This is a genomic window from Endozoicomonas sp. NE40, from assembly GCF_040549045.1.
Lineage (GTDB): Bacteria > Pseudomonadota > Gammaproteobacteria > Pseudomonadales > Endozoicomonadaceae > Endozoicomonas_A > Endozoicomonas_A lisbonensis.
Map to the genome: position 1 here is coordinate 599,180 of NZ_JBEWTB010000002.1, position 14,524 is coordinate 613,703.

Annotated in this window: 12 protein-coding genes; 5 read left to right on the forward strand and 7 right to left on the reverse strand. The window is 50.2% G+C overall.

Annotated features, from left to right (window positions below):
• Positions 1-11: 11 nt before the first annotated feature.
• The 4 genes from V5J35_RS03700 (at position 12) to V5J35_RS03715 (ending at position 4,240) form a co-directional block, all read left to right on the forward strand.
• A complete protein-coding gene (locus tag V5J35_RS03700; protein WP_354009965.1) occupies positions 12-500 on the forward strand; it encodes a hypothetical protein in 489 nt (162 codons plus the stop codon).
• Between the two features lie 26 nt (positions 501-526).
• The gene (locus V5J35_RS03705) at positions 527-877 is read left to right on the forward strand and encodes a hypothetical protein (protein WP_354009966.1); all 351 of its coding nucleotides are present in this window, start codon (positions 527-529) and stop codon (positions 875-877) included.
• A gap of 67 nt (positions 878-944) precedes the next feature.
• Positions 945-3,836 carry a pilus assembly protein gene (locus V5J35_RS03710; protein ID WP_354009967.1) on the forward strand — a complete coding sequence of 964 codons (2,892 nt, stop codon included), beginning with the start codon at positions 945-947 and terminating at the stop codon, positions 3,834-3,836.
• Positions 3,833-4,240 carry a type IV pilin protein gene (locus tag V5J35_RS03715; RefSeq protein WP_354009968.1) on the forward strand — a complete coding sequence of 136 codons (408 nt, stop codon included), beginning with the start codon at positions 3,833-3,835 and terminating at the stop codon, positions 4,238-4,240. Before V5J35_RS03710 ends, V5J35_RS03715 begins: the two co-directional genes overlap by 4 nt.
• 21 nt (positions 4,241-4,261) lie before the next feature.
• Here the strand turns inward: V5J35_RS03715 and V5J35_RS03720 are convergent, their stop codons facing one another.
• The 7 genes from V5J35_RS03720 to V5J35_RS03750 form a co-directional block, all read right to left on the reverse strand.
• A complete protein-coding gene (locus V5J35_RS03720) occupies positions 4,262-6,286 on the reverse strand; it encodes a pilus assembly protein (RefSeq protein WP_354016269.1) in 2,025 nt (674 codons plus the stop codon).
• Positions 6,255-9,035 (reverse strand): pilus assembly protein, encoded by a 2,781-nt coding sequence (locus tag V5J35_RS03725; RefSeq protein ID WP_354016270.1) that lies wholly within the window; start codon positions 9,033-9,035, stop codon positions 6,255-6,257. Before V5J35_RS03725 ends, V5J35_RS03720 begins: the two co-directional genes overlap by 32 nt.
• Before the next feature lie 60 nt (positions 9,036-9,095).
• A complete protein-coding gene (locus tag V5J35_RS03730) occupies positions 9,096-9,653 on the reverse strand; it encodes a pilus assembly PilX family protein (RefSeq protein ID WP_354009970.1) in 558 nt (185 codons plus the stop codon).
• Entirely contained in the window at positions 9,650-10,696 is a 1,047-nt protein-coding gene (locus V5J35_RS03735; protein WP_354009971.1) for a PilW family protein, read from the reverse strand. Before V5J35_RS03735 ends, V5J35_RS03730 begins: the two co-directional genes overlap by 4 nt.
• The gene (pilV, locus tag V5J35_RS03740; protein ID WP_354009972.1) at positions 10,693-11,181 is read right to left on the reverse strand and encodes a type IV pilus modification protein PilV; all 489 of its coding nucleotides are present in this window, start codon (positions 11,179-11,181) and stop codon (positions 10,693-10,695) included. Before pilV ends, V5J35_RS03735 begins: the two co-directional genes overlap by 4 nt.
• Before the next feature lie 18 nt (positions 11,182-11,199).
• Positions 11,200-11,718 (reverse strand): GspH/FimT family pseudopilin, encoded by a 519-nt coding sequence (locus V5J35_RS03745; protein ID WP_354009973.1) that lies wholly within the window; start codon positions 11,716-11,718, stop codon positions 11,200-11,202.
• Positions 11,719-11,950: 232 nt separating this feature from the next.
• Positions 11,951-12,805 (reverse strand): D-hexose-6-phosphate mutarotase, encoded by an 855-nt coding sequence (locus tag V5J35_RS03750; protein WP_354009974.1) that lies wholly within the window; start codon positions 12,803-12,805, stop codon positions 11,951-11,953.
• Positions 12,806-13,014: 209 nt separating this feature from the next.
• On the opposite strand from V5J35_RS03750, the gene V5J35_RS03755 reads away from it, so the two are divergent.
• Positions 13,015-14,466: a hypothetical protein gene (locus V5J35_RS03755; RefSeq protein ID WP_354009975.1), complete on the forward strand. Its 1,452-nt coding sequence runs from the start codon at positions 13,015-13,017 to the stop codon at positions 14,464-14,466.
• Positions 14,467-14,524 lie beyond the last annotated feature (58 nt).

The following is a 14,524-nucleotide window of genomic DNA, read 5'->3' on the forward strand; positions in this document are numbered from 1 at the left end:
AGGTCTTTAACATGGATCAGTCTGAAGCAACGAAACCCGCCACTGGAAAACAGCAGAAAGGCTCCATGCTGCTGATGACCATGATCATCCTGGCCATGTTTGTTTTCAGCGGTTTGTTCATAATGGAAACGGCCATGCTGCAGGAATTAACCGTGAGCAATGAGCAGCGGAGCCTGCAGGTGCAAAAAGTGGCTTTCGGAGAACTTGTTGCACAATTACAAGCCCTGGAATCTACCCCTGACGTTTTGAATAACGCCAGAACCAGCGACCAGACCTTAACGATTATCAGTAACCCGGCCGGTTGCACAACACCAGGACAGGTTTGTCAGACCGCAACGCTCAGTTTTGTTGGTCAGTCGCCGCCACCAGCAGGTTACAGTGTCGGCAATTATATTGGCCTGTCCTTTGAAATAAACAGCGTTGCCACACTCGATGAAACGTCTGCCCGTTCCGATCAAACGCTGGGATTTACTTATGTGATAAAAACAGCGGGTCCGTAATTAATACCGGTAGCAAGGAGCAACCAATGAAACCTGTCAGACAGCTTGGACGCTGTATTATTCTCTTTTTTCTTATTGTCCTGTCCCCGGCCAGCTTTGCCGAGAGCCAGTCCGGGGAGCGCAGGAAATATGCCCGGATCAAGGTCGAATTCCATACCAGAGATACCGGCCTGATATGGGCTTATTTCTGCAAAACCTGCCGCCCCATTCGCTTTTTGTTTGATGGGTTACTGAAGGTAGACATTCCCGGCATGCCTTCCATCAACGAGAAAAGTGTCCACAGGCTCAGGCAACTGGATGGCGGAGCCGCTGTGATTGTTTCTTCAGGCTATAACCGCAATAAAGCTGTACACGTCTGGCCGATAAAGGCCTGGTAAGTCTGGTCGACTATAAAAGAAATCACCCCAGGAACGAATTACATTGCTGCTACCAAGAGTAATGCTCGTGACAATAGCCCTGTCGACTGTTGTTTTCACACAGGCTGATGACACGGAGTTATTTGTTGCGACCCTTCCGGACAGCGCACGACCCAATGTGACGCTTATTATGGATGACTCAGGCAGTATGGGCTGGGGCTCACCGACTCCAATGTCTCAGGCTCAGGCAGCAGCCCGCAATTTCCTCAATAACGCCTCTGATATCAATATCAGCCTGATGAGCTTCAATGGTTGCAACCCCGGGGGCAATGTTGATTTTGCATCAGAAAATATTGCTACAGCACGAGCCCGGGCAATCGGGGTTATAAATGGCTATTTTGCGGACTGTGGAACCCCCCTGGGGGATACCTATTATGAAGCTTATCGCTACTATGCAGGTCTGTCCCCCAGGTTCGGTACAGGAAGCGTTGCTGCTTCCATTACTGGTTCAAATTACCGTTCCCCGATATCTAATGCCTGCCAGAGGAACAGTATTATCGTCTTTACGGATGGCTGGCCTAACACGGGGGAACAGTCTGCCGCAGCGATTAATGCGCTTACCAATGGTCTGACCTTTCCTGCCGGTATCGGACACTTAAGCCACTCCTGCGTTGCTGACAGTGGCGAGTGTATGGATGAACAGGCATGGTTCATGTTTAACAATGATGTCAATGCCAATTTTCGGGGCGACCAGCAGATTACTACCTTTACAATCGGGTTCGGGTTTACCGGAACGCCTCCTGCCCTACTGCCCAGAACCGCCAATATGGGAGGAGGGCAATTTTATACTGCCGCCAATGCCAACCAGCTTTCAGATGTTCTTAATGATATTCTGTTAAGGGTAAACGCCACGGCGAACAGTTTTGCGGCCCCCGCTGCGTCAACCAGCTCCTTTAATACACTGGAAACTTCCGAAGATGTTTATTATGTCATGTTCCGGCCTGCTGCCGGTCCCAACTGGACGGGCAACTTAAAGCGTTACCGCCTGGGTGATGACAACCAGATATACGACGTCAACAATAATCTTGCTATTGACCCGGCAACAGGCCTGTTCCTCGATACGGCACAAAGCTTCTGGAGCAGCAGTGCAGACGGGCTTGAGGTAGAGGAAGGGGGAATGGCTGAACAAATCACTTCAAGTCGTCCCGCTTATACGAACACTACCGGGAATAGTGGCGTTAACCTCACTGAAACAGATAACCAGTTGCATGAAAATACTGCCGCCATCACTGCCGCCATGCTTGGCGCTGCCAATGCAACGGAAAGGGAACAGCTTTTACAATGGGGCAGAGGTGTTGATGTCGATGACGCTGACGGTGATGGTTCATCCACCGACAACAGAACATCCGTGGGGGATGCGCTGCACACACAACCCAGAGACATCACTTACTTCGCCAACGCCACCGGGACTACCGTTGACAAAACCGTATATTTCACCACCAACGACGGGTTTCTTCATGCCGTCAACGCAGCCGATGGCACCACCGAATTTTCCTTTATTCCCGAGGATCTGCTGCCAAACCTCAAAACTTACAGGGATGGATTTGTCACTGGTGGCGCGCTGAAAGCCTACGGTCTGGATGGGCCAATGACCGTCTGGCACAACGATGATAATGGTGACGGGGACATATTACAGTCCAATAATGGTACGGCTGACAGCAACGAACATATCTATCCCTATCTCACCATGCGGCGGGGTGGGAATAATATTTATGCACTGGATGTCACCAACAGAAGTCGTCCCGAACTGAAATGGGTCATTCGCGGTGATCTGGATAATAACCACCAGCTTGACAGTCGTGCTACCAACCCGGACTTTAACGAACTGGGTCAAACCTGGTCTGCACCCTTGTTGACAAGAGTCAACTGGAACGGGTCAGAACGGCAGGTACTGTTATTTGGTGCTGGTTACGATGTGGACACCGACACACAGACAACCACCTTGTCTGTCAGTGACATTGGCAGCGCCATATACATGGTCGACGCAGAAACCGGAGCTAAACTCTGGAGGAGTTCTTCACGAGGTTATGCAGACCTTAGCGTTAGCGGTATGAACTATGCCATTGCAGCCGATTTGGCATTAGTGGATATCGATCAGGATGGTCTTCTGGATTTTTTCTACGCCGCAGATGTTGGTGGCCAGCTATTCCGGTTCGATATCGAACCGACCAATACCGGAGCCAGCAATTTTGCAACGGGTGGAAGGATCGCACAACTATCCCTGCAGACCGCTGCAGAATCACGACGTTTTTTTGAAACTCCGGCAGTGTCCATAGGCAGAAACAGTGAGTACCTCAATATTGCTATTGGGTCAGGGCTAAGACACACCCCCCTGAGTACAACGGTTAATGACCGTATGTACGTGATTCGCGACCCAAATGTATTCGATACACCTGCTAACTATAACTACGCTGTTCGCGGGGGCAGCCCCAGTTATATTGACGAGTCAAACCTTTATGATGCGACCAGTAACCTGATACAACAGGGAACCAATGCCCAGCAGCAGACGGCATTAACCAGTCTGGAAAGCAGTAACGGCTGGTACATACGTATGGAGGGTAGTGGTGAAAAAATTCTGAGCAGGGCCAGTATATTTAACGGCATTCTGTTATTCAGCAGTTTCACTCCTGCATCAGGCACCACTACCAACTGCACGCCAGGAGCCGGAGCCAACAATTTTTACGCCGTGAATGTTGAAAATGCCAGCTCTGTTTTTAATCTGGACACCAGCCTTGCCGCCCTTAACAAAAGCGACCGTAGCCAGACACTGTTAAGTGGCACAATTGCGCCAGCGCCATCCATCGTTAACCGGGGCAACCAGGGTTCTGAAGTCTGTGTGGGAAATCAGTGCTTTCAGAACCTTTTGAGAAGTGTTCGTTCAATCCCCATGCACAGGAATTTCTGGAGGGAAAACCGGTGAAAAAATACAGGGGCTTCACTCTTATAGAAATACTAATTGCCATTACCATCGTCAGCCTGTTAATCGCTATTGCGGTTCCCTCTTATACTGACTACGTTAACCGCGCCCGCCGCAGCGATGCTTTAGCGCTCTTATTACAGGTAATGCAGCAACAGGAACGCTACTTTACTGAACAGCTCGAATATACGACGGACCTGAGCCTGCTGGGCTACACGGTTGATTCATCCGGAAATATCGCTTCGGAAAACAGCCATTATCTGCTCTCTGCGGGTAACTGTGCTGGCATGACAACGGTTGCTACATGCGTCAACCTCACTGCGACCCCTCAGGGGATACAGGCAACCACCAGCAACATTACCCTTGATAGCCGTGGGAACAGAACACCGGCAGGTTACTGGCAATAACGGCAAGATCTGAATCATTCATTACTGACTTAACCAGGGAATATCGAATATCTGTCGCCAGGACATGCGACCAGACGATGAGAAACCATAATTCAGAACCCGCCGGTCGATGCTGCCACCCGCCCCCTGGGTCACCGCTGACCGTCGTCCTCCCTCCCCCTGATGAATCACCGGTGCTGAAGCATAGCCTATCCCCAGTAGAATCCTGTTCAATGAAAGATAGACATCCTCATCTTCACTGTATTCAACGTAGTCAATAACATTACCGGGTGTAGCGGTACCGGTCTGGTAATGAACACCGTGCAAAAAACTGCGACCATCTGCACGACAGCTGTTCAGGGATGGTTGATACTCGGTAAAGAACAGCATTGAAAATAAACGACTGGCACTGGAAACATTTCTTCCCGCAGGGTTTTGCCCATCGTAATTCAGCCGTATACGCCAGCCGGACTCAGACTGCATAACAGACCGGAGTACGTCAAAGTTACTGATCGTAGTATCCTCTACCTTAAACACGCTGTAACCGTTCACCGTACTTTCTACCACGGTTCCATTCGACAGGACTTCAACATCGGAGGTGTCAATAACGTCAGTCAAATTCACAGCGCTGTAGCTCAGGGTCCGACTGCTGTTCAACGGCTCTTTTAAGCCATAGTAATATTGCTGCCCCGAATTGCTGTTATCACTGTAAGTGAGCAGCCGTCCGGTACCCGCATAAACCCAGTGATTTTCGGTATCCTTTACCGTAAAGGGAGCCGCCGTAATGGGTTGCCCATTATCCATAAGAATCGAAAGTTGCGACTGAGCCATTTGTTCACTGAGCTGCAATCTCAACAGCTTTCCACCCAGCTCTCCACCTAATTCGGCCGCGCTGGTTTCCACACTGCCGAAATAGATGACATCGTCCTGATAATCATTATTCCAGTCCACCGCCGTCAGGTCTCCGGCATAGCTTGAGGGAGAATCGGAAACCAGAGGGTCAAGACCGGAAACAAATGACCGGATTTTCAGGTCATAGGCAAAAACCCGCAGGTTCTGATCACTCTTACCGACATTGATGGCTTCCCTGATCCCGGTTTCCCCTTCACCGTGAGGGCCTGAAGCAAAGACAAGATACCATTCATTGGTTAGCGCACCTTTACTCCAGTCAGTCTCGCCGCTAGTGTTTGTATCCGGAATACGACGCTTAACCACTACCGGTTTAGAAGTGGTTAAACCCAGCTCAGGGTGGCTGATTTCAGCGATTAACCTGGGAGGTTGTTCAGGATTAGTGACATCCAGCACCACATAAGCCGAACGCATGGTGCGGCTGGCTCCATTCACTTCAGTATCAATAGCACCACCACCCAGCCGCATTCCCACCACCAACACTGTTCCCCAGCCTCCGGGATAGTTACTATCCGCAGCATTGAAAATATTGGCATCAAATGTCAGCGGTTCACCGTCCATATAATAAACATGAGGATAATCCTGTTCCTGCAGCCATCTCAGGTGCGGCAGCAGGTTCATAGGCGTATAGGCCCAAAGTTCGGAGCCTAAAGGATGACTGGTTTCACTGTTGCTGCCAGTGGTGTTATAGGCATACTGGCTTTCATCCCAGAACCCGCCATTAAAGGCGTGAAGCATGCCATCATTAGCACCGGCATACAGTACATGACGACGATTCTGATAGTGCGAACGGAAAGCCTGATAGGTTGTATCGTTGTATAGAGCGTCATAGCGTGAGTCGGGAGCAGCCACCAGCCGGGGCGTAGAATGAACAATATCGCCCAGACGCCATATTTCGTCTACTCCGTCACCGTTGTAATCAATGGTTCGTGAACGGGTACCTTCTATCTCCTCCCCTCTGACATAGTTAACCACTGTCGTCACTTCAGAGGCCGGTACACCCAGATAGCCCTGTCTGTCGGTAAAACTGGACGCTGTAAATGGTAAAGATTCACCACTATCCACAACCCCATCACTGTCTTCATCCAGCCAGGTGAAAATATAGCGCCCGCTATCCGCTGTTGAATCATAATTGCGTTGAGTAATAACATCCTGCACCTTGGCAAGCTGGTCTCTTGCGTCCCAGATTGTTGTTCAGAGAAGACAACGGCTGCAAAGACCCCGAGACGGTTTGAGTCTCTCCGTCATCGTCCGTGGAATACCTTTGCAGCATGGTCTGGTTGGCGTTAGGGTCAAACTTGAGTTCGACAATATAATCCGTCTCATAATCATCGAGCTGATTGTTACCGTTACTGTCTTCGCGCAGCAACCCTTTACTGTCAACAAACAGGCTATGCAGCAGCCCTCCCCAGCTGATCGTACGACCATTGTATTCCTGCGTTGGTTGAAACAGCGCCTGGTACAATACGCCTGTACCCGTATTGCTGTTTGATAGCAGCGCCGTGTTCGTAGCCGACGACACCCGGCTGGCAATATCCTGCAATACCTGTCCCAGCTGTGCTTCCAGCAGAGCAGGGTTTCGGGCAAAGAAATAGTTGTCTGGCAGTCCGTCAGCCCCTATCGAACCTGTCGTATTATTGCGGGTATCCCACTCACGGCTGTCTCCGGAGCTGTTTCCGGGACTGCCATCACCATCCATATCGAGAAAGCCACCGTATTTAGCCGCAAGAAACAAAGGTTTAGGCAATACCCCCGCAGCACCATTATTGGCGACATAGTTATTGGTTTTAAAGCTGGACGACCCCTTGTAAACAAAATCATCCTGCAACCCGTCATCATAGGTTCCGGTCACGGTATAACTGAATCGCAGGTTCAGACCGGCATAAACCCCGTCAACCTGCACCGCAATACGCAGCTCATTGCCAAGAAAGCCTGTGGTTTTCAGGGTTGAATCGCTGGTCAGGTTGCACTGGTTGCCAACGCAATACTTGATCCGGGAAGACGCATCATAATCAAAATCATTGCCCCAGAGTGAATCTTCCCAGGTAAACAGCAGGCTGCCTTCTACCGGGTTGCCCTGATCATCAAGAACCGTATTTTCAACCACCACATCCGTCAGCGTACAGTCACTGCCACTGCCGGAAAAATTAGTGCCGGAGCCAAAGTTGGAGCTGGTGTGACAAACCGGTTGAAAGGTAACCGGGTTGCCCCCCGCATTCAGAGTAAAACCGGGCATACTTTCTGCCAGCTGAATCGCATAGGTCTTAACGCTCTGTACACCTTCAAGTTCGCTGCGCAGATCCGTCTGGTTGCCATAAAATGCCAGACCAGATACCTGATAGCTGCCTTCCAGTTGTGGCAGCTCCGGACAAAGCCCACGCGCTTCTGACAGACCGTTCAGATATTTCGCCGTACACTGCCGTGTACTACCGGTGCCGCCCACCAGATACTCGCCAGCAAAGCTGCCACCATACTCATAATTTCCAACCTCATCGGTTTTACTGTTAACTGACGCTACACCCGACAACCCCGGAAGTTCCGCACTGCTGCCGAGTTCATCGGCATCAAAAGAGTTCAGCCCGGTAGACAGCAGGATGATGGAACAGTTGGCGCAGGCATTCGCAGCAGTAATGGGATTCAGCCAGGTTTCAGTGGCAAGGTTGCTGACAAAGGAGGTATCCGAGCTGGTGTTAAATGCCGGAGTGGGCGCCGACCGTCCGGCAAAATACCTTAATGCCTCAAGATACATTTCCGCTATCGGGTTGCCCCAGTTGCTGCAATGGCGGTTGGAACTGGTTGAGCGCCCTGACTTGAAGGTACTGATGGAGATTCCGTAAGTGCTGCAATCCGTATATTTATTCTGGCTGTAACTGTATTTAGCGATCCGGAAGGTGTTGATATGGTGGATAATGCCTTTGACAGAGTGGTTAAACGTCCCGTCCGTTAAATGGATCTCGTTGTCACTGACGTTGGAGTTCCCCCCAATTTTAGAAATATTTCGCCTCAGGAGACCGCCCGAAATATTCCTGTCATAGCTGCCACTGATCAGGCCAAAACGTATACTGCCGTCTTCCCCGTAACGCTGTAGCAATCCTGTAGGCTTGTAGTGATTAGAACCATACTCCCTGCAACGGCCCGACACACTGTCTTTACCATTGACACAGGCGCGAACCCTGACGGTCAGTTCATCGAGTTTATAGCCGGATGACGGACTGTTTGTGGCTCCCCACTGGCACTGCTTCACCTCTGTGGATGCCCAGCGATTCCAGGCACCGCTGGCAATCCGCACCCTGGGCTCACCGTTCTCAGAGGTCGCCAGATTGCACAGGCTGACCGTGTTCGAATAAGGTGTCAGTTTGTCGATATCCGATCCGCTGTACACCTTAACAAACGAATGAATATCGCGAGGCAGGTAGGCCCGTTCCAGAACCGTTGACGTACTGGTATCCGTTGAGCGTTTGCCACCAAATAGCACACGACGAAGGATATCTATCCTCGACATGGTAGCCCAGTTAAGAAAATTGCCACTCCAGTAGGAAGCCGACCCTTCGCAGTAATGCTCATTGTCTCCTGCTGCCTGAAGTTCAGGTTCAAAACGACGGGAAGAGGCGTTGTAGCTGTAACACCAGTTACTTAAAAAATACCCAAGATAATCAAACCGGTCGTTATAGGTGGTATCCAGCTGACCATCGGCATCCAGATCGGAGTAATCAGGATAAGCCTTCTTGAAAAGCTCATGATCCACAGACATCACCAGCATAACCAATGGCTCAGAGCTTTTGCTCAATAGTGGTGGAACAGCTGAATACAGCTGCGATGTTGGTTCAGCCTGTGCGGACGAAAGCGTTATGCATCCAAGCATTACCAATGCAAACATTGCCGTGTATCGTTTCAGAAACTTGATCATCGCAGTACTCCTTTTCTGCGTTGAAGACTCCTTTTTCTGCGTTGACGATAATCTTTTCCCTCAGCGGTTCTTTTTGTAAGTAGTCTGCAACATTACCCTTGCGTCACTGGAGCCTCCGGTTGCCAATACCGTAATGCGGTAAAACTCAGCCCAGTCATCATAAACCGTCGGATCAGCTTCAGGTCCTCCGGTTTCTCTGGGAAGGTAACAGCGGAACTCAACAATATATTTTGCCTGTGTCGCTACCCCGTCCAGTGCTATTGTGGTGGTTCGGTAACGTCCGGCATCGCTCCAGAGTGCCTGCTCCTGCCAGGGAGATGAGGATGTGGCTGAGCAGGTTCCGGGATCAGAGTGATTAACTCCATCAAAGCACAGCCCATTATCACAATCCGGTGAAAAATCAGAACTGTTCAGCAACGTATTGACCACGTAAGACTCGGCCTCCAGTACGCCGACCTCAGCCGAATGGAAGGCTAACTGTTCGTTACGGTAATTACCGGTCATTTTTTCTTCAAGGCTGGTGACGCGAATAGACGCCATTCCGGCTATGGTCAGAATCAGCAGCAACACCAGGCTGACCAGCAATACACTGCCCTGCTCTTTTCCTGACCGAATCATGGCTGCACCCTGTTCCTTAACTCAATGGTCATAACAAAGTTACGTCGTATATAGTGATCCGCTGGTGTTATCTGCGTCCCTGCAAAAAAATACGTCTGAGGCTCTTCGGCCACTTCTGACAAACTGCGAACTAATAACTCCAGACGTACACTGACCACATTCGTCCAGTTATTACTGAACAGGCCAATAGAATCCGCCGTTCGATACTGATCCGGAGTACGGTTTCCGTCCGAGTCATAACCATATAAAAACGAAAGTCCTTCGATCCCCTCCAGCAAAGATTCTGCATAACGTGCATTACCTGACGTATATTCACCAGCGAATTTACGGTAGAGATTTGGCTGACTATTATTGGTTCGCAGGTAATACGCTACCGAGGTGACAGGAAACAGTAATGATTGGTTATGGCTGTAAGGTGCAGCGCCTGCGGCACTGTCCATACAGTTAAAATTGCCCTTCAGCTGTGAAGTACAGTTATACAAGGTTCCTGACGAACCTGCAGCGTGTGATATTGATGACCCATCAGTTCCATCAGCGGCTTTGAACACTGACACCTGATCACAACCCGGCGGTACCAGTGCCAGAATATCACCCTGATCAACACCATGACTGGTAACGTTCAACAGGGCAGATGACGAGGCATGACTGTTAACCGGCCTCCCCTGCTCAGCATCCATCTTGTGAACAACAATCGCCTCAGAAATAGCTGAGCTGTCGATACGGCTCTTGTTTGCCGTGGAGATGCCCAGAATGCCTTTATCAAAGTGAGTCATCCACTCCCGTGAATTGGTAGTGGTATAAATCGTATTAGCCAGAGACGTTTCTGCCGGGCAACCGGTATAGCCCGCCATACGAATATCCCGTGCCAGCAAATCCATGGCAAAACGCGCATTTTCCTGAATCCGTGACAGTTCATCCTGCAGCATATAAGTACGGTTCGCACTGAGAAACAGATGACCAATGCCTGCTATCAGAAACAGTCCAAGCAGCATTGCCACTAACAATTCAATTAAAGAGACGCCGGCTTGCCTGTAGTTCCTCACAAGGCACTCCTTACCACCACTTCCCTGACAGGTTGCTGCCCCCTGCTTTCATCAAACTGCATGGAAATCACATATATGCGACCCGATGAAGATTCCTCGAACGTTATGCTGCCAACGCTGTCCGGCAGTATGCAGGCCATCTGAAACTTCCACTGCCTTATGTCGTATTCAGCCAGCTCAGCCGGTGTGCAGGTTCCTGTCTCACAGTCGTCGGGATAGGCTTCCGCACTGCACGCTTCCGCCGTTAACTGTCCAGATCCAACCACATAGTTATCAGTGACTGACGACAGGCTACGATTAACCCGGATCCGGTCCATCATGTCATTACCAATAATCACCGCCTGAGAACGCAGGTAAGCAACATGGTTGTGCTGCAGGCTTCTGGTTTGCAGTCCCACCATTCCCAGAACCCCAATAGAAATAACAAGCAGTGCAGCCAGCACTTCAATAAGGCCAACACCGGCTGAACGTTTACTTCCCTGCATAAGATACTCCCTTCATCCTTATTCCGGACAACTGTCAGGTTCAGTTACCCGGACCCGTCCAGTCAGACTGACAACCACCTGCCTGACCTCTTCCCCTGTCAGTCCCTGCTCACATAAAGAGAAGCTCCCGGCCTTGCGCGCATAACCTTTGCTGCTAAAGCCAGCATTAACCCCCTGATTCCATTCCAGGGAAAGACTTTCAGGCAGTGCGGAAAAAACCCTCAGTCGTTCGTCGCCAGCCTCCAGCACACCATCGGCATCGGCGTCTGTAAAAATCACCCAGCCTGAACTCCAGTCATCGCCACTGCTGTTGCAGATAACACCATCGGCAGACGCACACAGTGAGACTGCACTGCGACGCTTAACCGCTTCGCTGCGGGCCAGTGCAAAACTGGTGTAAATTTCCTGGGCAACAGAAGAGATTCGCTGGCTGGTGACGAGGGTTCTCAGGGCGGGGGCAGCCATTGAAACCAGTGTGGCTGAAATCAACAGTGTAATGACCACTTCGGGAAGGGTCAGACCCGACTGTCCAGACATGTACTGCATAATCCTGTCCGTGGAATAGATGGAATCATTTGTGTATTAATTCCAATCTAGCCATGACCCGTTGCAGATTAAACGGTAACAGGTATCAGAGGTCTGATAGCGGGACGAGAGGAAAAAGTACAGGGGCAGATCTTCTGTGACAAGCAATTGACAGCAGTTTATCGACCGGCCTGTACCGTTTATCAGGGATTAGGCGAAAGAGCAGTTTCCTGCCCTTACAGGGTCAGCGCAAAACAGAGATGCAGGTAGAAATGGTATGCGTTTCCTGTGGCTCCAGCTGCACGGCCAGTGCAGGCAGGGTCGCGGTTTCGACACAAGCCATATTACGGTAGCCTTCGTCAGGCACGTCAGCCATCTGCTGAGCCAACTCGGCCCCCGGGTTCCAGACAATGGTACCGTTACTGCCGGATTTACGAATCACAATCCGGCGCTTCAGACCCGGATCGATAATGGTGCAGGTATCGCTGGTATTCAGATAAGCACGGTCCACTTCACCTTTCAGGGTTACATCGCCCTGCTGAACCCAGGCTTTCTGATTATCCGCTTCATCCAGATAACGTCTGCCAGCCAGACCTTCCACGCTGATCGCTTCAACATCTGAAACATTAAAGTAGGTATGCAGCGCCTGGCTGATAGCCACCGTTTTTTCACCAATGTTCTGCATAGTCAGGCTGACTTTCAGCTCTTTGCCAATGATAATTTCAGTTTCCAGACTGGCAGAACCGTCCCAGGCGGCATGTGTCGTTTCCGGTAAAGACAACAGGAGACGTGTTTCCCCCCCTTCCAGAGTCCCCTGCTCTTTTAAACGCCAGAGACTGGTACGGGCAAAGCCGTGGTTAGGACCACCTTCTGCGCGCTTGCTGAACCATGGCCAGCATACCGGGATACCACCGCGAATGGCTTTGCCTTCACCGTAAACAGCGTCCGGACTCAGCCACAATACTTTCTCTTCACCATGCGGCTGAAAGCTCAGTACCTGGCCACCATGGAGGGAAACCACTGCACGAGCAAAAGCATTCTCAATATCCAGTACTGCTATTTTATTGATAAGTCTCTGAGTGATCTGCGTTCCTTCCATTGCTGGAGCTCCTCTTTTTCCTGTTTCAGAGTTTTCATGTTTTAAGAGTTGACCGGCATCAATTTACTTGGTCAGCCTGATGATGAAACTAGGGATTAACACCTACTTTGGTAATTTACTGTGAAGAAGTTGAATCCCTTTATGGCAGCATGCCAAATATAAACAATACTTTCAGGGTTACAAGTCGTGCATTGAGTACGAGGTGTTTAATGAACGTAATCCCCGGCGCCATGGCCGGCCTTCTGGCTGGTCTGTCTGTTAATATTGAAGCCCAATCAACGGTAGATCATCCGCTGTATTTAAGTGCGCCTGATCTTTCCGGGCAGATGGATAAGGCTGCTTATCAGGAGGCTGATCTTCATGCTCCAAGTATCGAGCTTGGTAATATTTCACTGCGCGCTGGTATCAGGGGGCGAAATATCAAGTTCTACTCTTCTTTTAACCCACTCCCGGGGCTGGATCAGGCACTGGCGCGCTGTGACGGGAATCAGGCAACAGGGTGGGTCAGCTATCAGACTATGTCCATTACCTGTCTTCAGGGGGGAGTAGAAAGAAAAAGCACAATACAACTGCCTCCCCCTGACCAGAAAATGCAGTTGGAAGAAGCCGGAAGCAAAATTCTGATTGCAGAAGCGGCCGGCAATAAGGCAAGGCCTGTCGTTGACAGCACTATACTGGCCGCAGCGGCAGCCATTCAGTTTGATAGCCCCTTTGACATCGCCGGACGCAACAGTTCTTACGCGATCAGTGGTATCCGTCGTCTGAAAGACAACAGTGGTAACGACAGAGTCATTGTTGACCTCTGCGTGATAGGGGAGAGTAATGAATATCAGCCCCTGACGGATGGAAATTCGTTTTCGGGAATGAGGAAGTGTCCGGGGCCACTGAGTCACTGGTCAGGCAAAAAATCAGGCAAGCACTCTGACACCGGAGATGATGAAAACCCTGAAGAAACACCCCCATCCAAACCACCACGCGGCGGTGATGGTGGCGATGGCGATGACCCTGACAAAACTGCCAAAAAATCAGATATAGTAACGATTTTGTCTATTGAGGTTGATATAAAACAGCTTATTAAAGAACTGCAGAAGTTGATTGATTCTGCCTCCCCGGAACAAAGAATTGTCATTACCGAGCGGCTCACACAGCTGATAGGCGCCTTTCCTGAGGGTGAGCTTTTGAAAACAGAATCAGATAATGGCGAATCTGCCAATCAAATTGCGATACTCTTAACATCCTCTCAAGATTACTTCGATATGGCCTCCAATGTGGAGGCTGTTTCGGCCGTTCGAAATACACTTAGGAGTATATTTAACGGATTGGGTTCCGGAGAGCCAATAGGAGCTATTCTTCAGACGTTACGTGATTCAGGGGATCTGCAACAGCTGCAAAAAATCCCTCCTGAAGAGACCAGTCAGGCGCAGGATGAGGATGATGAAGCACTTCCCGGAGCAGTTGCGGACAGTGGAGAAAACTCCGAACCAGTTGCGAACAGAGTTGTCGACTACTGGAGGCAGATAATTATTATATTTCTGGAAATCAAAATAACACCTACAGACAGTGAGCCTGCGCCTGAAGATAAGACAACGCCTGAAAGGAAGGAAGATCAATCTGCCGGAACCGGGCAAGAACCTGTAACTATATGGAATCCGGAGATATAAGCAATTGACCAGAAACTATCAACAAGGCTAATGATTTCTGGTCAGGATGAATCGATGA